This is a genomic window from Pseudotamlana agarivorans (assembly GCF_018860245.1).
GTDB classification, from domain to species: domain Bacteria; phylum Bacteroidota; class Bacteroidia; order Flavobacteriales; family Flavobacteriaceae; genus Pseudotamlana; species Pseudotamlana agarivorans_A.
Genome location: NZ_JAHKPD010000011.1, coordinates 189,070 through 209,766 on the forward strand (window position 1 = coordinate 189,070; position 20,697 = coordinate 209,766).

Annotated in this window: 14 protein-coding genes, 1 other RNA gene and 1 pseudogene; 4 read left to right on the plus strand and 12 right to left on the minus strand. The window is 34.0% G+C overall.

The window, feature by feature from the left end:
- Positions 1-5: 5 nt before the first annotated feature.
- From KO493_RS05720 to typA, 4 genes are all read right to left on the minus strand, one after another.
- Positions 6-1,106 (minus strand): DegT/DnrJ/EryC1/StrS family aminotransferase, encoded by a 1,101-nt coding sequence (locus KO493_RS05720; RefSeq protein ID WP_216066982.1) that lies wholly within the window; start codon positions 1,104-1,106, stop codon positions 6-8.
- Positions 1,103-2,092, minus strand: coding sequence for a GNAT family N-acetyltransferase (locus tag KO493_RS05725; protein ID WP_216066983.1), 990 nt, complete (start codon positions 2,090-2,092; stop codon positions 1,103-1,105). The genes KO493_RS05720 and KO493_RS05725 overlap by 4 nt, the downstream gene beginning before the upstream one ends.
- 53 nt (positions 2,093-2,145) lie before the next feature.
- On the minus strand, positions 2,146-3,450 hold the full coding sequence (locus tag KO493_RS05730) for an O-antigen translocase (protein ID WP_216066984.1): 1,305 nt from the start codon (positions 3,448-3,450) through the stop codon (positions 2,146-2,148).
- Between the two features lie 415 nt (positions 3,451-3,865).
- Entirely contained in the window at positions 3,866-5,665 is a 1,800-nt protein-coding gene (typA, locus tag KO493_RS05735; protein WP_216066985.1) for a translational GTPase TypA, read from the minus strand.
- Between the two features lie 278 nt (positions 5,666-5,943).
- Here typA and kdsA point away from each other — a divergent pair, with 278 nt between their 5' ends.
- Entirely contained in the window at positions 5,944-6,762 is an 819-nt protein-coding gene (kdsA, locus tag KO493_RS05740) for a 3-deoxy-8-phosphooctulonate synthase (RefSeq protein WP_216066986.1), read from the plus strand.
- Between the two features lie 22 nt (positions 6,763-6,784).
- Entirely contained in the window at positions 6,785-7,633 is an 849-nt protein-coding gene (locus tag KO493_RS05745; protein ID WP_216066987.1) for a hypothetical protein, read from the plus strand.
- Between the two features lie 244 nt (positions 7,634-7,877).
- Here KO493_RS05745 and KO493_RS05750 read toward each other — a convergent pair whose 3' ends face one another.
- Entirely contained in the window at positions 7,878-8,657 is a 780-nt protein-coding gene (locus KO493_RS05750; RefSeq protein WP_216066988.1) for an SDR family NAD(P)-dependent oxidoreductase, read from the minus strand.
- Positions 8,658-8,678: 21 nt separating this feature from the next.
- Complete coding sequence (locus KO493_RS05755) at positions 8,679-9,899, minus strand: NAD(P)-dependent oxidoreductase (RefSeq protein ID WP_216066989.1); 1,221 nt, start codon at positions 9,897-9,899, stop codon at positions 8,679-8,681.
- 617 nt (positions 9,900-10,516) lie between these two features.
- Between KO493_RS05755 and ssrA the strand changes: the two genes are divergently transcribed.
- Together ssrA and KO493_RS05765 are read left to right on the plus strand one after the other, a co-directional pair.
- Positions 10,517-10,927, plus strand: a transfer-messenger RNA (tmRNA) gene (gene ssrA / locus KO493_RS05760).
- Between the two features lie 258 nt (positions 10,928-11,185).
- Positions 11,186-12,424 carry a site-specific integrase gene (locus tag KO493_RS05765; RefSeq protein ID WP_216066990.1) on the plus strand — a complete coding sequence of 413 codons (1,239 nt, stop codon included), beginning with the start codon at positions 11,186-11,188 and terminating at the stop codon, positions 12,422-12,424.
- A 539-nt stretch (positions 12,425-12,963) separates the two neighbouring features.
- Here KO493_RS05765 and KO493_RS05770 read toward each other — a convergent pair.
- From KO493_RS05770 to KO493_RS05795, 6 genes and pseudogenes are all read right to left on the minus strand, one after another.
- Positions 12,964-13,224: pseudogene (locus tag KO493_RS05770) on the minus strand (BfmA/BtgA family mobilization protein); the annotation flags it as partial.
- Between the two features lie 778 nt (positions 13,225-14,002).
- Positions 14,003-14,722 (minus strand): helix-turn-helix domain-containing protein, encoded by a 720-nt coding sequence (locus KO493_RS05775; RefSeq protein WP_216066992.1) that lies wholly within the window; start codon positions 14,720-14,722, stop codon positions 14,003-14,005.
- 331 nt (positions 14,723-15,053) lie between these two features.
- Positions 15,054-16,367: an ATP-binding protein gene (locus tag KO493_RS05780; protein WP_216066993.1), complete on the minus strand. Its 1,314-nt coding sequence runs from the start codon at positions 16,365-16,367 to the stop codon at positions 15,054-15,056.
- A 50-nt stretch (positions 16,368-16,417) separates the two neighbouring features.
- Positions 16,418-18,319 (minus strand): eCIS core domain-containing protein, encoded by a 1,902-nt coding sequence (locus tag KO493_RS05785; protein ID WP_354667420.1) that lies wholly within the window; start codon positions 18,317-18,319, stop codon positions 16,418-16,420.
- A 144-nt stretch (positions 18,320-18,463) separates the two neighbouring features.
- A complete protein-coding gene (locus KO493_RS05790; RefSeq protein ID WP_354667421.1) occupies positions 18,464-19,189 on the minus strand; it encodes a ParA family protein in 726 nt (241 codons plus the stop codon).
- 47 nt (positions 19,190-19,236) lie between these two features.
- Entirely contained in the window at positions 19,237-20,646 is a 1,410-nt protein-coding gene (locus KO493_RS05795) for a vanadium-dependent haloperoxidase (RefSeq protein WP_216066995.1), read from the minus strand.
- Positions 20,647-20,697 lie beyond the last annotated feature (51 nt).

Sequence of the window (20,697 nt, forward strand, 5' to 3'; positions counted from 1 at the left end):
TGCCATTAATATTCATTTACGACATTAATAACTTCATTAACTTCTTCAAACGGCAATACTGGACTTATTGGAAGACTCACGATTTGCGAATGAATTTTCTCTGTGATAGGTAAATTCTCTTCAGACAAATCACCATAAGCCTTTTGTTTGTGGGGAGGAATTGGATAATGAATTAGAGTTTCGATGTGATTTGCTTTCATAAAATCAATAAAAGCATCTCTATTTTCTACTAAAACTACAAACGCATAAAAGACATGGTCATTGGAACCATTATAATACGGAAGTTTAACTTTTTTATTTTTTATTCCTGAAAGGTATAATTTTGCAATCTCACGGCGTTTTTCATTGTCTGCATCAAGATAATTTAATTTTGTAATTAAAAAAGAGGCTTGAATTTCATCCAACCTATGGTTTCCACCTTTAACCTCATACTGATATTTTATATCGCCTCCATAATTACGAAGTTTATTGACCATATTAATCAGACTTAAGTCATTAGAAACTACCGCACCAGCATCACCTAAGGCTCCTAAATTCTTACTTGGATAGAAACTAAACCCTGCAGCATCGCCTAAGTTACCAGCCTTAACATCTTTTTCTGTCAAGGCTCCATGCGCCTGAGCAGCATCTTCAATAACCTTTAAATTATAATTTTTCGCAAGCACATTTATAGCTTCCATATTTACTAACATGCCATACAAATGCACAACTAAAATGGCTTTAGTTTTAGACGTTATCTTTTTTTCAATCTGATTCGCTGAGACATTAAATGTTTTCAGATCTGGATCTACTAAAACTGGTTTTAGCCCCACTGTTTCTATAGCCAAAATACTGGCCACAAAGGTGTTTCCAGGTACAATAACTTCATCTCCTAACTCTAGGACTCCTAAATTAATGTAAGCTCGGAATATCAAAATCAATGCATCCAAACCATTACTAACACCAGCACAATACTTTGTACCACAATACTTCGCAAATGAAGACTCAAATTGGGTTACTTGCTCTCCTAACACGTAATGCCCTGAACTTAAAAAGCTATTAAAACCATCTTGAAATTCATCCTGAAATCGAGCATTTATTTTCTTTAAATCTAAAAAAGGAATCATATAAAAACAGCATTTATGAAGTGATAATTTTTGATATTAATTTTATAAAAATCCTGTGTGACGGTTCTTGCTCCAAACCCCTCTTTCCAGTATTGCAGGCCTTTATTAATTTTTAAGCCATTACCTTCATTGGAATTTCCAAAATCAAAATAACAAGTATCTTTATAAATAACATCTATTAAATACTGGTGTAAAAAATCTAAACTACCTAATACATTTTTATTTTCATCTCCTGAAATATATTGCGAATGGGCTACTCTTTCTGTTTCAAAAACAGTAGTTCCCGCCACTATTTTCCCTTCATGATACACATTAAATTGTCTTATACTATTTGGAAAACGTGATTTTAATAAAGTTATTTCACTTAAACTATGTACAGGGGACGCATTATGCTTATTTTTTAAATTGGGAATTAATATTTTGTTCCAAAATAAATCAAACTCCTGCTCCTCTTTGACTAATAAATCATTTTTTCTTCCTCGTTTCACCCCTTCCATCCTATTACCAGAAATTTTCAATTTGCGAGCTAAGTCCACAACCGACAATGTATCTTTTTTGACTAATTCCGCCTGTAATACAAACAACAAATAATCAATTTCTTCAGTGGGATAATTAGTATATATGGAAGGGATTTGCTTAAGTTGTAGCATTTCTAATTTACAAGAATTTAAGTACTTTAAAATATGAAAAAACAATTCTAAAACAACGCTAAATTTTACAGAAGACTGCAATACCACCCCCCCATAAGTTAACCCTTGATGGGAATGCAATGTTTTACCAACTCTATTTGCTGGAAGAACAGCAAGTAATTTATTTTTCTTAAAAACCAATAATGAAAAATCTTCAAAACGATCTTTATGATACGTCATGAAATCTCGATGAAATAAAAAGGTCGCATTTTTTGCTACAGAAACAAATTCATTCCATTGGTCATAATACGAATCTGTATATTTCACAACAGCATAGTTGCTCAAATCATGTGTCATTTATAAGCATTATTAAAAGCTGAATAACTTTTATGTTATTTTTAAAACTGCATTTAATCTTTCTCACCACTATCAACCCCAAAAAGAGAGCCTCCAAAGATGAGTAAAATAATGCCAAAATACATAATATAACTCACAAAATGTGCGATTACCGCGCCTTCTATGCCCTTAAATAAATCGATAAAGTAAATACTTGTACTATATAGTGTAATAATTAAAAAAGCTTCGGTAAGCACATAGTGCCAAAACATTTTTTTAGCTAGAAACTGATAAGCAATTACAATAGCAAGTACCTTAACAAAATCTCCTAACAATTGCCATAAAAACAAATCCTCTACGGGCTCAAACTCGGGAGTTAAAACAGCAAGCACAATATATTTCCTCAAAAAATAAATCAGTAAAAAACCGCCACTTAGAAAAGGAAATATCCGCTTATAAAAGCTAAATACTTCGTGTTTAAATTCAATATTACTTTTAATTTCTGAAAATCGAGGTAAAAGATACAACCCAATTAAGGAACTTATAAACATTAAATAGTATTTGGAAATTCGAGTCATCGCTTCCCAAAAACCAGCATCCTTATAACCAATATTTTCAATAATATACGACCGTATTGCAATAGCCACAATAGGTAATAGCACCGCAGAAAAAAAGGCCATTAACGAATAAAAACCCATTTTTTTCAAGGTACTAAAACGAAACATACTCGCTTTAATAAGCGGCACTAAGCTACGTCTGTTGATAATACCCACTAAAGTGATTAAAAATATTAAGGACTCTGAAATTACCGCAGAAATTAAAGCACCGTCTATTTTATTTTGATAAATTAAAATTAAAGTAATTGAGACACTTAAAACCTGTCCAATGATATTGATAACAATTAAGATTTTATACTTAGAAAACCCATTCATTATCGAAAACGAGAACATGTTCAAGATATAAAAAGGCAGCGCAACTGCAAAAATCTTAATCACGTAAGCATAATCATTATAATTAGGAAAAATGAAATCATTAATCCAATCGGCTTTAATGTAGCAGAAAAAGCAAACAAAAACGGTAGTGATAAACCCCGTATAAAACGCTGTAGAAATTACCCGACTTAGGTCGGAGGTACTTTCTTTAAACTCACCAATATACTTAACAATCCCTTTATAGAGTCCAGCAGAAGCTGTGATTTGAGAGGCACTTACAAAATTTCTCAAGTTACCAATTAAAGCCATGCCTTCGGCTCCAATAAATACAGCAATTGCCTTAGATGTTAATAGACCAGCTATGATTCTTGTAAGTACGGCGAAAATTTGTAATGAAGCAATTTTTACTAAAACCTTGCTATTTATATAGTCAATAAATTCCTTCAATTAATATTTGATTTGGTCGATTAATTGATGCAACATAAACACCCCTCAAGTATTTATTTCTCTATTAAAGACAATGGTTTTTGTCAACATCAATATATAAGTAGCCAAATATACAAAATCATTTAAATTAACATGATTTCTTAGAGAATGCACGCATTATAACGATTAAAGGTAATTCTCTTAACTTTTTTTATAGTAGAGGTAATAAAAGTTAATACAAAGAATACCGGAATTAGTGATGATTATAGGTAGTGAATACGGACTTAACGCGATGCCATAAAACACGAATAGTAAACATCCAAGGGAGTTTACTATTCGTAATTTGACAACAGACTTCATTAAGAAGGAAACTAAAAGGACAGCCATAGCAAGATAACCAAGCCATTCTACCCAGGAGATTCCCAAAAATGTCATCTTATATGGTTTTATTTCTTTTACGATCTACTTCAGTTAAATAGATTTTACGTAGACGTAAGAAGTTTGGTGTTACCTCTACATACTCATCTTTCTGAATGTATTCTAAAGCTTCTTCTAATGAGAACTTAATTGCCGGAACAATTTTAGCTTTATCATCTGCTCCAGAAGATCGTACGTTACTTAATTTTTTAGTTTTTGTTACGTTAACCGTCATATCATCACCACGAGAATTTTCTCCAATCACTTGACCTTCGTAAATATCTTCACCTGGATCTACAAAAAACTTACCACGATCTTGTAATTTATCAATAGAATAAGGAATCGCTTGACCTTTTTCCATAGATACTAACGATCCGTTTTGACGTTCAGGAATACCTCCTTTTAACGGTTGGTATTCTTTAAAACGGTGTGCCATAATCGCTTCACCAGCAGTAGCGGTAAGCAATTGGTTTCTTAATCCAATAATTCCTCTTGAAGGAATAATAAATTCACAAACCATACGGTCACCTTTAGCTTCCATACTTAACATTTCACCTTTACGCATGGTTACCATCTCAACCGCTTTACCAGAAACCGTTTCTGGTAAATCGATAGTCATTTCTTCAACTGGCTCACACTTCACACCATCAATCTCTTTGATAATTACTTGTGGCTGTCCAATTTGAAGCTCGTAACCTTCACGACGCATCGTTTCAATTAAAACAGATAAATGCAGTACTCCACGACCAAAAACCAAGAATTTATCAGCACTATCCGTTTCGTTTACACGTAACGCTAAGTTTTTCTCTAACTCTTTATTTAAACGGTCTTTAATATGACGAGATGTTACAAATTTACCATCTTTACCAAAGAAAGGCGAATCGTTAATAGTAAACAACATACTCATTGTTGGCTCATCAATAGCAATGGTTTTTAACCCTTCAGGGTTTTCAAAATCGGCAACAGTATCACCAATTTCAAAACCTTCTAATCCAACAATCGCACAAATATCTCCTGTTTGAACTTCTTCAACTTTTTTACGGCCTAAACCTTCAAAAACATGAAGTTCTTTAATTCTATTTTTTACAATACTTCCGTCGCGTTTCACTAAAGAAATATTTTGTCCTACTTTAAGTTCTCCACGAGTTAAACGCCCGATAGCAATTCGTCCTGTAAAAGAAGAAAAGTCTAAAGAAGTAATTAACATTTGTGTATTTCCTTCTGGAATTTTTGGAGCAGGAATATGATCGATAACCATATCTAATAATGGCTCGATGTTTTCAGTTTGATTTTGCCAGTCTTCACTCATCCAGTTGTTCTTAGCCGAACCGTAAACGGTAGGAAAATCTAACTGCCATTCTTCAGCACCTAATTCAAACATTAAATCGAAAACTTTTTCATGCACCTCATCAGGGGTACAGTTTTCTTTATCAACTTTGTTTACAACCACACATGGCTTTAAACCTAAATCAATCGCTTTTTGAAGTACAAAACGCGTTTGTGGCATTGGCCCTTCAAAGGCATCAACCAATAATAATACACCATCGGCCATGTTTAAAACACGCTCTACTTCACCTCCAAAATCGGCGTGACCAGGTGTGTCAATGATATTAATTTTGGTGTCCTTATAAATAACAGAAACGTTTTTAGAAGTAATTGTGATACCTCTTTCACGCTCTAAATCGTTGTTATCCAGGATTAAATCACCTGTGTTTTCGTTTTCACGAAATAATTGACAATGGTACATGATTTTGTCAACTAACGTAGTTTTACCATGATCTACGTGTGCAATAATTGCAATGTTTTTAATATTAGCCATAAATAGTGCCTTATTTTGAGCGGCAAAGGTACTCTTTTTTCATCGAAAATTGATTTTTTGTTTTTAATTTTAAAAAGCCCTTTTTAACTGACGATCATTTGTTTAAATAACAAATAATAATATGAAGGGTTCACGTCGTAATTTTGCACATCTAAACAGCGCATTTCAAGAAAATAAGTCAAATTTTTTCTAGTATTTTCAGGCCGTTTTTCATCGCCCAATAAAATAGTTTACATACCATATTTAATACGTAACTTTGCAGCCTAAATTTTAAGGCTATGAATCTTAAGGATGTTCCAAAAATAAAACACACCGCGTCTAACAATTTCTTTTTACTCTGTGGCCCTTGCGCTATTGAAAGCGAAGACATGGCATTGCGCATTGCTGAAAAAGTAGTAGAAATCACCAACAAATTAGAAATCCCTTATATTTTTAAAGGCAGTTTCAAAAAAGCAAACCGCAGTCGCATTGATAGTTTCACAGGTATTGGTGATGAAAAAGCCTTAAAAATTCTTAAGAAAGTATCAGACACCTTCGATATCCCAACCGTTACCGATATTCATGAAATATCAGACGCTGCACTGGCGGCTCAATATGTAGATGTGTTACAAATCCCGGCTTTTCTTGTACGCCAAACCGATTTGGTTGTGGCTGCAGCCGAAACGGGTAAAGTAGTCAACTTGAAAAAAGGACAATTCATGAGTCCAGAGGCTATGAAACACGCGGTTCAAAAAGTAAAAGATTCAGGTAGCGATAAAGCATGGATTACCGATCGCGGGACCATGTTTGGTTACCAAGATATGATTGTAGATTTTAGAGGCATCCCAACCATGCGTGAATATGCTCCTACGGTTTTAGACGTTACACACTCGTTACAACAACCCAATCAATCAGCTGGTGTTACCGGTGGTAGACCAGATATGATTGAAACCATTGCCCGAGCAGGTATAGTAAACCATGTAGATGGCTTATTTATTGAAACACATTTCGACCCTGCAAATGCGAAAAGTGATGGTGCTAATATGCTTCATTTAGATAATTTAGAATCACTTTTAACGAATTTAGTAGCCATAAGAAAAACAGTAAATAGCTTATAAATACTATTTACCTCTCAATCACATGAGTATAAAACCTGTACTAGGCATAGTCCTTCTATGCTGTTCTCTCAATCTATTTAGCCAAGAAACGGGTTCTAAATATACTGAAACTAACCGAGGGAAATTTTTTATTAGCTGGGGCGGAAACCGTGAATCATTCTCGAAATCCGATATCACATTTAAAGGTGACAACTACCATTTCACGATAAAAGATGCTACCGCACATGACAAACCTAAGGGGTGGCATATCGATTATATCAACCCAGCACGGATGACCATACCTCAAACCAATGCGAAATTCGGGTATTTTGTTTCAGACAACTATACCATTTCTATTGGCTTAGATCATATGAAGTATGTTATGGATAATAATCAAACCAAACGTATTGATGGTTATATTGATTTACCAGACTCCGAGATAGGCTCCGTTTTTAATGGAACCTATAATAACGACCCTGTTTTTGTTTCAGAAAACTTCTTGCAATTTGAACACACCGACGGCCTCAACTATATCTATGCCGAATTTGCTAGGTATGATGATATCTCAAAGCTCTTCCGACTACCGAATACCGATAAATTTCAAATCAATTTAACCGAAGGTTTAGCAGGCGGCATATTACTTCCAAAAACCAATTCGACCTTGCTCAAAAAAGACCGCTATGATGATTTTCATTTATCAGGTTTTGGAGTTTCTGCCCACGCGGGTATTAACTTCACATTTTATAAGCATTTCTATATGCAGCTTGATTTAAAAGGCGGCTACATCAACATGAATGATATTAGAACAACCTTAAGTCCTGCTGACAGCGCTTCTCAGCATTTCTTTTACTTACAACGTGTTGTTGCTTTTGGTGGGATATTTAGGATTTAATTTTTTGGGCACATTTTAAGGTTTAAAGTTTAGAGAAAACAGCTACAAGCTGTTAGTAAATACACAGCACCTTAAAAACCGGGCTTTCCGCTATATCTTTTTTTGCCGCTTAGGGCAACAAAAAAAGGATGCCGCTGCAATCCCTTGGGCAACTGCATGGACAAAAACAAACACCGCTTAACGCTGTGCGATAACTAATAAAACCAGTATTGGGGTTACCCTCTGTAATCCCCTCAAGGGGAAATTAATCTTCGCGATTTTTCTGCTGAATCGTTCTAACAATATGTGCGGCCGTTCTTCTTGGTAGAAATCGAGGTAGCATCGCCAAAAACTTATTAAAACCTCCAGGAATAGCACAAGGTTTCCCTTGAAGCATGGCTTTGTAGCCGTAGGCTGCTACTTCGCTGGCCGTGCCCATATTGAATTTTATTTTATTGTCTTTCGTGTTTTCAGATACGGATTTCTGGAAAGACGTTTGTGTTGGTCCTGGACAAACCGCTGTTACCGTAACACCCGTGCCCTTCAACTCGTTGGCAATAGCTTCAGAAAAAGATAACATATAACCTTTTGAAGCATAATATATAGACATTAAAGGTCCAGGCTGAAAAGCCGCTAAAGAAGACATGTTTAGAATTTTCCCCGAACCACGTTCTACCATACCTTTTAAAACCAGTTTGGTTAAATGCGTCGCGGTTAAAATATGTACGTGCAACATGGCCGATTCGCGTTCCCAATCGGTTTCTGCGAAGGCACCAAACAAACCAAAACCTGCGTTATTTATAAGTACATCGATAGGCAGATTTCCTATATCGCTCATGATATCTACGGCAGCATTGGCAACACCCAAATCTTTCACTACAGTGATAATCTCTACATCAAAATCTTTAAGAAGGTCCGTTTTCGCTTTAGCCAGAGTTTCAGGATTCACGTCTACTAAAATGAGTTTATATTGGTCTTTTGCTAATAAAATAGCCAATTCATATCCTAATCCGGAAGCCGCGCCGGTTACTAAAGCTGTTTTCATTTTTTCAAGTCTTAGTTACGCCTAAAATCGTTTTTGGTGGTCTACAAAGTCTTGTAGATATTTAAAGTTTGGTGTGAGCTTACCATTTTCGGTAATTTTTGCCCGTTGCAAAATACCATCTTTATCGGTATTAAAAAAGGCCGGTAAGATTTCTTGCAAAAAAACTTCTCCAAAACCCTCACTTGCATCTTTTGGCAGTTCGCATGGCAAATTACTCACGGCCATCACTGCTATAGCATTTTTATTTTTGAAATCGGTTTCTGTACCGGTTTCTGGATCATAACCGTAAATGGGCGCTTCAATATTAGAGGATCTAAGTGTTGTCGCGATCGGCCCATTAACATCACAACTGATATCGGCCACCACTTTAATATTAAAATCTAGCGATTGCACATCGGTACGCGTATAGAAATACGGCGCCCCTTCACTATAAAAATGTCCCGTAAATAGTAAATCAGCTTCACGAGCAAACTTCATGAAATCAGATTCATAGTCTTGCGGGTTTTCATAAAAATGCTCCTTATTAAACACTGTTCCGGCTTTATGTTTATAATAATCGCTTACGTGAATTTTGCAATACACGGGTTCGTGAAAAATATTATTTAAAAAGGCATCAACAGAAACTGCTTCAATAGACATGGCGTCTAACATGTCCTGCACACCATTTGCCACGCGCCCATTTCCTGTGACTAGTATTTTTAGATTTGGAAGTTTTAAGGTTTTCAGATGATTTAATAAATCTTGTTTACCACTTAACTGCCCTGCCTTGGGTAGTTGCCAAGCATTGTACTTTAAGCCCCAAGTTCTAAATCCGTTATACGTGCCAACGATGCCGGCGTATTTTCCGAAACCAATTAAACGCTTTCTTTGACTGTTCACCATGGTTTCAAAATCGATGAGTGTGATGTTTTTTTCCAAAACAGCTTTTAATAATTGGCGGTTATGAACTTGTTTTTTTATGGTGTGCGAAAAGAACAGATAGGTTTTATTCGGAATGAGAGCTTCAATGGGAACTTCCTTAATGCCTATCATCATATCACAATCGGCAATATTATGGCTAACCTCAAAACCTGCATTTTTGTATTCTTCATCTGAAAACACTCGAATATTGGAAGCTTCGATTTTAAATTCAGCATTTGGGAATTGTGCTTTCACCTCTAATAATTTTGAAGGTGAAAAGACCACACGACGGTCTGGCGGTGTTTTGCGTTCTTTAATGATGGCGAATTTTAACTGATTCATAGAAATCTTGTTTAAATACCTCGTATTCTAGACTTCTACTAATTTACTCATTTATATAATGCTGCGTTTTAAAATATTGAGCTGGTTTTATCATTTTTAAGGTATAACTAGTTCGTTTTACAATCTTATTTTAAACTTAAAGTCGCATGTCAAATCTAGCGCAGTCGAGATTGGTTTCTATGGCTGCCAACCTGTTCTCGACTGCGCAATTATTATCGTCATCAGACCCTTCAGGTTTTTAAAACCTGAAGGGTCTATAATGGGTTTATATTATACGCATTTAACGACATTCCTCTATTTTTTTAAGCTAAACACCAACAAGACCCCGTATTTCAACCTGACAACAAGAGACTTGGCATAGCTTTTGAACAATTAGTACTGATTTTTAATGGCAGTAAGAAGTTTTTTAATAACTTTGCCGCCCGCGTTAAGGATTGCAGCGGCATCCTTTTTAAAACTAAAAAAACGCATATCACCGTTGAAACAGATTTTTGATTTATAGCTGAAAACGCTGTTTTAACAATACCGTTTTAAAAAGATATAGCGCAAAGCCTGACCCTCCCGATAGTTATCGGGAAGGGAAACGCCAAAATAAAAATTACTATTTCAATAATAATGGGGTCGACTGGTTTTGACAGCGAGATTAATTGAACGGTAAGCACGTCGTGTAATGGCATTGAAACACGTAAAAGGCTAGACCAACTTTTAAACGGCGAGAATAACTACGCTTTAGCTGCATAATTCGAATTATAGTAGAATTGGCCTAGGTACACAAGGTGTACAAGCTTTATGTCTCCGGAAAGCCTTGATTGACGGCGTTCCCCCCGATAACTATCGGGATTAGAGGCATCGTAAATGTCAATATAGAAAGTGAAGCGCTTCGATTTGCTTTCGAAACTAAAGAAGATAAGTTATAAATAGGTTGTCTTTAACCAGCTTATAATCGAAAACCCAAGAAAAGAATAAACGTGTAGAAAGCCCTTTGGTTACTTGTTTGGACGAGAGTTCGATTCTCTCCGACTCCACTTTTAGAGTATCAAAACTCTTCAAAAACCCTGTAATCATTTGATTTACAGGGTTTTTTGTTTTAAATGATATCAAATAATATCATTTAAAACCATATAAAAGGTGCCAAATCGGTGACCTATTCTAATTTTAAAAAAGGGGTCACCAGAACACCATTAATTCACTCATTTTCAGCATTTTGAATAATTTAATCATTTTGTTTATTCGGTTTAAATATCTACCTTAAGGGTAATTTCTAGTGACCTAAAACAGATATAATTATGAAAACCGACTTTCACACCTATTTTCATCTTCTAAAATCAAAAACAAACAACAAAGGTTTAGCTCCAATATACCTTCGCTTAACCGTTGATCTCAAAAGATTAGAGTATAGCATAACTAGAAGGGTTGAACCTAAAAGATGGAGTCAAAAATCACAGCGTGCTTTAGGTACTAATCGTGAGGCTGTTGAAATTAATACCCATATTGATAATATTAAACATAAATTAAACAAGATTCATCAAAAGCTAATTGATAATGACGAATTAATTACTGTAAGCTCCATGATGAACTTACTGAAAGGTGGTGGTAAAAAAACCAGATTTATTCTTGAAATATTCAAAGAACATAATGAAAGAACTGATTTATTAGCTGGAAAAGATATTTCCGTTAGTACAGCAAAACGTTATTGGACTTGTTATGATCATGTAAAACAATTTATTGAAGAGGAATACCGATTAGAAGATTATAAATTGAGAGACATCGATTATAGATTTATAACCAAATTAGCGTTCTTTTTAAAAACAACTAGAAAATGCAATCATAATTCTGCATTAAAGTATATTAATAATTTCAAAAAGATAATTCGTATTGCTTTAGCGAATCAATGGGTGGATCGTGACCCATTTTATAATTACAAAGTGCAATTTGAAGCGGTGGAACGCGAATACTTAACTGCTGATGAAATAGAAATACTTTACACTAAAGAATTACATTTTGATAGATTGAAAGTGGTTCGAGACATGTTTGTGTTTTCTTGTTATACTGGTCTTGCTTATTCTGATGTTGAGAAACTTTCAAAATCTGATATTACCATTGGCATTGATGGTAAGCAATGGATAAATATTAAACGTACCAAAACAAATACACGAAGCAGTATTCCTTTGTTACCCATAGCAAAAGAGATTCTAAATCGTTATGCTTATGATCCCCAAGTTATAAAAAGTGAGCGTTTAATTCCTGTGTTTAGCAATCAGAAATCCAATGCCTATTTAAAAGAAATAGCATTGCTCTGCGGCATCACAAAACCACTAACCACACATTTAGCACGACATACTTTTGCTACCACAGTTACTTTAACCAATGGTGTACCTATTGAAACTGTAAGTAAAATGTTGGGGCATAAATCGTTGAGAACAACACAACATTATGCAAAAATAGTTGACCGTAAAGTTAGTGACGATATGAAAATTCTAGAAGAGAAACTGAAAACCCAAAGCAAAAATCAGAAAGAAAACTAATAATATATTCAATTTTAAAGCTGAAATTTATAGTCTTTTTTGCCCTAATTCATTTTGCCATCAAATGATTCATTTTGAGATACGATTGGAACATGTTCAAAATCGATACAAGCTGTGAACAAGCACTGAACAAGTAGTGAACAAGCATTGATACGTATATATAAACATTAATAAACAAAAGAAAACATTTATAAACTAAGCTAACAAAAAATCAAAAATTACTTTTGGTTTTTAAAAAATTCAAATTATTTATCGGTCTTAGAAATGCAACTTAGAATCAAAATTAAGGTGTTTTCCAAATGCTCTAATCAATTATTGCTAGTTTCCGAGAATCTACCTTGCCCTTGCCTTAAAAATCAATTTAAAAAGTCTTAAAATCAATATTTTCGTAATGACTTTAGGACTTCATAGCGTTTGATACTATTTGATTGAATTTGATGTTTGTTCTCCGTTATTTAAATGATCATTGTCATTTTTATAATCTGATTCACTTTTTTCTTTAAGTCGCGCTAAAAATTCCCTATTCAATCTTTCATTGTCTAACTGCTCAAAACTTTTTTCAACAAGTAATTTTGCTTTGTCTCCACGTTTTCGAAAACCGCTTGCAACATCGCCATTGTCGGTTTGGTTTGATTCTTTTCTATATTTTTAATAATCGCAACAAGTGCATTGATTCTTTTTTTAATACGATTTTCGGTTTCAAATATTCCAGGCTTTAAATCATCTTCTGGAGACAATTCATATCGCTCAAAAAAATCCATCATTAAAAGCAGAGTCATCGATTTAGATTTTGACGTTTTCTTACAAAAATTTCAAAATTTAACTGCTACAGAAATCTTAATTCCCAGCTTCTCAAATCCCTCTTTTTCATATCCTTTATCCATTTTTTCAGAAAAAATTTATTGATTTCATTGGGCTGTAAGGTTTTTTTCAGAAAAAATCATTTCTCTCACTAAGCTTAAAGGGTTTTAATAAACTAATAATCAGTAAGTTGCAGAATAATGACATCGCGCAGCGTGTTACCCTCTTGCTATACATTTTTTTCGATACATCTTCAAAAACCCATACTTACATTGAAGATAATTTAGTAATCAAATTTATCGTTAGGATGACCAAAATTTAAGAACCAAAAAAAGTAATTCTTGAATTATTTTAACTTAATTGAGCTTATGATTGCATTATCAACAAAACCATTTACTTATTATATCTTGAGCGTTTTCCTTTTCTTTTTTCTTATTTAGTAGAATCTTTCTAAAGAAAAGAACTCCTAAGAAATAGCTTATAGCTTTCCTAATTCATCTACTTCCCATAGCGCCATCGCTGTTACCTTTTTCAAATGATAAATCCTGAAATTTGAAGCTCATAAAGATTTATAAAAAGTGCGAGCGAGTTTACGCTGAGCGTAGTCGAAGTGAGCCTGATTATGCAATCTGTTGAGAATGAAATTTCATAGCTTATGCTGGAAAAGTGATAAGTAAATCAGAATGATTAAGGTACTATTTTCACATTCAAATCAAAGTTCTATTGCGCGAACTGGAAACTCTTATTTTTTATCGAATTGAGAAGAGAACATGTAATTCACCATAACTCTATACTTCTTGATGCTCTTTTAATGAGTTGGGCTGTATTTTTTACTTTAAATTTTTCTATAAGATTCTTTCGATGGCTTATTGCAGTATGATTACTAATAAAGAGTATGTCGGCTATTTGTTTTGAAGAAAATCCGTCGGCGATAAGTTTTAAAACTTCTTTTTCTCTAGGTGAGATTAAATTCAATTTCTCATGATAACCTTGCATATCACTGTTGACAGCTTTAAAATAATTCTCAATTCTTTCTCTCTCTGTAATATCATAAAAATAACTAATTATCAGTCTGTTTTCCCCTAAATAATGAAGTAACAGTTCATGCCTTAACAAAACATTTTCTCCATTTTCATTTATAATATGATACCTTAATACATAGGGCGTTTTAACATAAGGCTTTAAAGAAAAATTCTCGATTTTTTTTTTCACAGACAACAACTCATCTTTTCTAATAAAATCAAACCAAGAATCCCAGTTCTTGTTCAAAATTTTAGTAGAATAATCTCCGATAACCCTATTTAGTGCAGAATTATTATAAATAAATTTTTCTGTTTCAAGTAGATATATGGATATGTTCAAATTATCAAGACAATCGCACGTTTTGATTAAACTTGCAATACTTAGTTGGTTTGATTCATTTCCAAAAATATTAAGTTTTGTATGGCTACTTTTAAAACTCATTAAACAGATAAAATTAAATTTAATATCAATCATTTTATTTTGCATAAATAAAGCAAAACAAACTTAACTTTTCATCTATTAAATTAGCTAATCTAATTTGTAGATTTATAAGGAGAAATAAAAGAGAGAGAAATTTAAAATCTTGTAAAGCGAGAGCACAAAACAAGTTGCTAAAAACCTAATACAGCTATAAATATACTGATTTACAGCAACTTATACAAATCTTACAAAGAGAATTAACAATAAATTATTAATACACTGATACTCCTCTTTTTTTTGTAGCAAGGTTTGTGCTTACTATCATAAAATATGCCTTAATGAAGTTACGTTTCGTATGATAGTTTGAAGTTTAAACAGGCGTTTGTTAACGCATAATTTTACCACTTTTTTGAAATTCGCGCTGTATACCACTCAGAATATATTCTTGATAGATCGTTTTCTTATTAGCAGCCAAGGCTCTTAAACAACTATATTGTACTACATTCATTATTTCGGCACCAGATAATTCATAATTTCTAGCATTTTTTGATAGATTCACATCATTATGCAGACGGACTTTACTCGGAAAAGCTTTTTTCCATAATCGCAAACGTTCGGCACTTTTAGGAAGCGGAAAATGTACAATAGATTGAAATCTCCTTAAAAAAGCCTCGTCTATATTATTTTTTAAATTAGAAGCCAAAATAACTAAACCCCTATAGCCTTCTATTCTCTGAAGTAAATAGGACACTTCTTGATTTGCATATTTATCATGTGCATCTCTAACACTTGTACGTTTACCAAACAAGGCATCTGCTTCGTCAAAAAATAAAATATTATCTGTTTTTTCTGCCTTGGATAAGAGACTCGCAAGGTTTTTTTCTGTTTCACCTATAAATTTAGAAACAACCATAGAAAGGTCAATTTTGAATACGTCTTTACCTGTATGCTTACCGAGTAAACCAGCTGTTAGTGTTTTTCCTGTTCCGGGTGGTCCATGAAATAATACTCTAAATCCTGGCTTTATTTTTTTATGCATTCCCCAATCATTCAACAATGTATTTCCATGAGTAATCCAAGTTTTTATCTCTTGTATTTGTTTACTGGTATCTTCATCCAAGACTAAATCTTCCCATTCCATTTCTGTCTCTATAATCTGAGCTGGAAATTTCATACTAAATTTAGGTCTACTTGGCTCACCAAATATAAATAAGTGTGCATATTCTTGAGATATAATTATCTTCCCACTCATTTTGGGTTCTCCTTCAGGAACATCCTCTAACCAAAGGATTTGGTTTTTTTCAAAAAAATGACCTGTATTAAATATTTCTTGGATTTCCTTTCTTTTTTTTGAATTATCTCCTGCTAATAAAAACAATGCAGTCTGTCCCGTAGGTAGAAACCCTCTGAAGTTTTTGCCTCTTACGCCTCCTAATTGTGGGAAATCTCCAGTAGACTCTAGCTTACTCTTAATGACTTCATCTAATAAGTTACTTTCAATATGTGGGCATAGAATTAATAGTAGTACAAGCTTTTCGTCATCATTTAGGTTTGCCTCTTTAATTATACTAGGTATAGACAAAGACCATTGACTTAATGCTGGCATATTAGGCTTAGTCATTAGATTTTCCTTACCAAAATAGGAATCTAAACGATACTCTATTAGTTCTTTTAAATATTTTAATTCTAATGATTTCATTTTTCAACTCTTTATAAAGCTTGGTAATTATTTTTATAAGTACAAATTATTTAATGAAAGAAATGCCCTGATGCTCCATTGAGAATTGTATTAGAACTTGGGTTGTACAAATTTCTACCTCGACTGTCTTTCATATTAATTATAGCGGCTCTTAAATTAGCATCAATAGTTGTTAAACTATTTCCTAGATCTGTACTCACAACTCCTGATGATTTAGAAGTAGGTGAGGCTGTTAAAATTTCATTAAGCACTATATTACAAGTTGAAACTGCTCTTTTAGCTGCTGAAATAAAAGCCCAATAATGTGTATCATCTTCATTAGCCATTTCTGATGCAGCTGTTACTAATCCTGGTACAGTTCCTGAAGGCTCTGACCTTATACCATCCATAATATATCTACCTTGTGCTCTATATGCTGTCATTTCTAAGTCAATACTATTTTCTCTTCTAACTGTTGAAGAGCTAAAATCATCAGATGCATGAGTGAGCTCATGCATAATAAGTGCTCTATCCCTTATATACAACAAATCCAAACTTGTAGGCAAATACAATGTATCTGCCTTTCTTAAATCTCCATCTGTAGAATATTGATATGATGCCTCTCCTCCTCCCATTAGTCTGCGATAGACTCTAGGAATAAGTGCGTCAATCTTTAAGGTGCCGTTTAATAATCTAGTTGCCATAGGATGGTTGTATTCTTTTGCAATTATATAAGTAATCCCTGCCATAACTTTATCACCTGATGTACTATCAGCAGCAGCATTTATCATTGCTGACAATACTTCATCTGCTGGAATACTTGAATCCATAAGAAAAAATGTAATTTTTTCTGCCTTATCTCTAAATGTATTCCCTCCAGCTGCTATAATTTGCTCATAAACTAAAACATCTATTTCATTATTCAAATCAGACATACTTTCAGTATTTAGCCCTATTTGCACAAGAAACCTTCTTAATCTTAATGCTTGTATATCTGCTGGCATTGCACCTCTATCAATATTCATAACGTAATCACGATCTGATGCTGGAATTGCAGTCATAGGAATTATTAAATTACCACTTCTATAAGAGTTCATTAAGGTTACATTTGCAGATTGTCTCATAGCCGCCATTAGTAATAATTCAGAATGCTTAACGGTTCCATTTACTCCAATGGCATAAGTCTTCAATTCTCTTATTTCGTCATCAGAAAGTATTCCATCAGAAACCACTCTTTTTATTCTTCTAAAGAAAGTATTGTTTCTAAAAATATAATTATTCGTATAATTCCCTAGAGCATCCGTTTCGGCCTCTCTTTGAATTTTTTTTTTACTATTTTGTTGTACCACATGTGTCAACTCATGGGCTAATAAATGCTTTCCTTCTGAAGAATCTGGATTATACTTTCCTGAATTAAAATATACATCCTTTCCGTGGGTAAAAGCTTGAGCTCCTAATTCTTTATTCATTTGTATGGCATCATCATCTGTATGAATATTGACATCACTAAAGTCTGTTCCAAAAGAAGATTCCATTTCAGTTTTTGTATTTTCAGACATTAGTCTACCTTGTCCTGATTTCCTTTTAATTTTGTTCGACACCTGATTACTTGCAATTTGGCTATGAGTCGTATTACTCTTGGTTTGCAACTTTCCTTCCTCCTCCTCGCCTTCCATTTTATTAATCTTACCCTCTTCTTCTTCGTCCAACTTGTTCACCATGTCTTCCTCAGGTTCTTCCAGTCTTTGAACTTCTAATTTTTCCTGTATTAGTTTATCTTCCTCAATACGCTGTTCGGCAGTCCCTAACTTCTCATCTTCCTGAGGTGTAGCTAACGATTCTCGCTGAATACTACTTATCTCTTTATTCTGAATCTCTGGTTTAGATGAATTATTGACAACAGCATCGGCCATAGTATCAGCCTCCTTTTCATATTTGTCATTTGGTTGCCCTATGGTAAGTTTTGTTTGCACTGTTGCACCCCTATTAAAAAAAGGGGTTTTGCTCTCTTTTGAAAAAAATGGAGTTTCAGATTTTTCTGCTTCTTCATTACTATGTGGTCTTTTGTTTCTATTTCGACGACTTGAGAATATATTTTTCATGATTTCAATTTTTAATTACATTTTTAACAAAAACTCTCGGGTTAAATCATTGTAGTCAATTGCTCCATTAGATTTCTTATCATATGTAAAAATATCCATGCCTTTTTCTTGAGCATTTGCAAGGGCAATATTGGTTCGGATATGAGTTTTAAAAACTTTATCGGTTGTAAACTCAAATTCTAGTTCTTTTTTAACCTCTTGGTTCATTTTTTTTCTATAATCATACTTCATTAAAATAAAGCCTAGCAATTTTAATTGATTATTTAATTTATGAACCAGTTCAAAGTGTTTTAAAAAACTTAATGCTCCTTTTAAGGGTAAAAATTCTGCCAGTAATGGTATTAAGACAAAGTCACTAGCCACTAAAGCATTAATAGTCAACATCCCCATCGATGGCGGACAATCAATAAATACATAATCGTACGTTTTTAACTGTTTTATTAATTGAGATAGTATTTGTTCTCTTCCATAGACGCTCGCTAATTCTAATTCAACGCTTGCAAGATCTAAAGAAGATGGGATCACATTAAGACCAGAAGTACTTACTAATGCATCGGTTAATTTTGTTGTTTCACCAAATGCTTCCTTACGCAAAATAGTATAAACAGAAGTTTCGATCTCATCTGCTATACCTAGAGATTGTGTTAGGTTGGCTTGTGGATCAATGTCTATGATTAAAACTTTTTTACCAAGATTCTTTAATCCAGCGGCTAGGTTAATAGCTGTAGTTGTCTTACCCACACCTCACTTAAAATTTGCTATTGATATTACTTTCATTTTATGCTAATTTAACCCAGTTCTCCATTAAAATATTCATTGGCTTTATACCACACCTCACAACCCACTTTACTACCAAGTTTTCGTCCTTCTAGGTCTCCATCTATAAAATGTATACCGCCATACAACCTTGAAATACCCGCCTGATTAGCAGCATCCTTTAAAGTTGTCCAAGTCAAGATTATGTCTTCACAAGGTGTACAGCTAGGTTCAATTCTAGAGCCTCCTTTCGGTATTACAACAGATTCTCCATAATCTCTACTATTACAAAAACTATATAGCACTTCGTCGGCAGCAGCACTAAACGTGCTATGTCCCGATACATATTCTGCAAATGGTGGTGTTGGTATGTATGGCATCCATTTTTCACCTTCTACTTCTTTAGCACCTTCACAGGGACCTCCCCAAGCTTCAATGGTTTCCCCTTTATAAAATAAATTAATAAGCGATTTTGGTCGCACATAATCATAAAACACTTTACTATCCCATGCCGCAATTCCAGCATCGAGTAAAGCATTTGATAACACGAAAAACAGTTTTACATCATTCGCATTTTTATACTTGTATTTTCTAGATAAATAGCGTGCTTGCCTACAACATTGTTCAGGTGGTGAAGCCCAAGGTCCTTTTTCACTATTTGCAGTATCTACAAATTTATCTTCGTGCATGCCTGCCCAAAATTCTGCAATTAACTTTTGCTCATCTGTTAAATTCGCACTATAATCAATAAGAATCTCTATTTGTTTTTTAAACTCTTTTTCGTCACACGCAGCGGGTGAAGGTGGTCTAAATTGCCCACTCCATTGCAAAGCAAATGGCTTAACTACGCCCCAATGTGGTGTCAAAAACTTTTGTGGTTGAAAATCTCTTAATTGTGGTTGCCATCGGTCTATATGCCTTAATGGTTGCGGCACTGGTGGATTAACAGGACGATAGCCTGTAAAATCAGAAAAACTACCTTTGTGTAATGTAGCATGCGAATTAGAACCGTCTCCCATCCGACATTCTAAGACTAATTTTCCAGATAAATTTCCAATACCAACGGCATTGAAAGGTTTTAAGCAAGTATCATCAGGGTCATAACCACATTCACACATGAAATCCCTAAACATATTTTTCTTTTCTGGCGGTAAGTCTAACCAAAAAAGCGCTTGCAATACTGTAAAAGCCGCATGACTATATACCTTTGCTCTGTTTTCGGAAGTGCATTTACTATCGGGTTGTTTTAAACGACTTCCAGTAATAGTACTTACTTCGCATCCGCCATCATTATAATTGGTCCAAGCATCATACATTGCTGTATGCACCATAGCCAAGGCTCTTGCCGCTACAGTAGGAGGTGCTCCAACGTAGTGCAATGCATCACAGGTTAAACGGTTCCATTGATGGGCTTTGCTGGGTTTGTATTTTTTTGTTGCCATGATTTTTGTTTTTTAATTACTTTTATTTTCATATATCAATTTTGCAATCCT

Excerpts from the sequence above, each read along its gene's own strand:
- KO493_RS05720 (WP_216066982.1), bottom strand. The coding sequence starts at position 1,106 with ATGATTCCTTTTTTAGATTTAAAGAAAATAAATGCTCGATTTCAGGAT.
- KO493_RS05725 (WP_216066983.1), bottom strand. The coding sequence starts at position 2,092 with ATGACACATGATTTGAGCAACTATGCTGTTGTGAAATATACAGATTCG.
- typA (WP_216066985.1), bottom strand. The coding sequence starts at position 5,665 with ATGGCTAATATTAAAAACATTGCAATTATTGCACACGTAGATCATGGT.
- kdsA (WP_216066986.1), top strand. The coding sequence starts at position 5,944 with ATGAATCTTAAGGATGTTCCAAAAATAAAACACACCGCGTCTAACAAT.
- KO493_RS05745 (WP_216066987.1), top strand. The coding sequence starts at position 6,785 with ATGAGTATAAAACCTGTACTAGGCATAGTCCTTCTATGCTGTTCTCTC.
- KO493_RS05750 (WP_216066988.1), bottom strand. The coding sequence starts at position 8,657 with ATGAAAACAGCTTTAGTAACCGGCGCGGCTTCCGGATTAGGATATGAA.
- KO493_RS05755 (WP_216066989.1), bottom strand. The coding sequence starts at position 9,899 with ATGAATCAGTTAAAATTCGCCATCATTAAAGAACGCAAAACACCGCCA.
- KO493_RS05765 (WP_216066990.1), top strand. The coding sequence starts at position 11,186 with ATGAAAACCGACTTTCACACCTATTTTCATCTTCTAAAATCAAAAACA.
- KO493_RS05775 (WP_216066992.1), bottom strand. The coding sequence starts at position 14,722 with ATGATTGATATTAAATTTAATTTTATCTGTTTAATGAGTTTTAAAAGT.
- KO493_RS05780 (WP_216066993.1), bottom strand. The coding sequence starts at position 16,367 with ATGAAATCATTAGAATTAAAATATTTAAAAGAACTAATAGAGTATCGT.
- KO493_RS05795 (WP_216066995.1), bottom strand. The coding sequence starts at position 20,646 with ATGGCAACAAAAAAATACAAACCCAGCAAAGCCCATCAATGGAACCGT.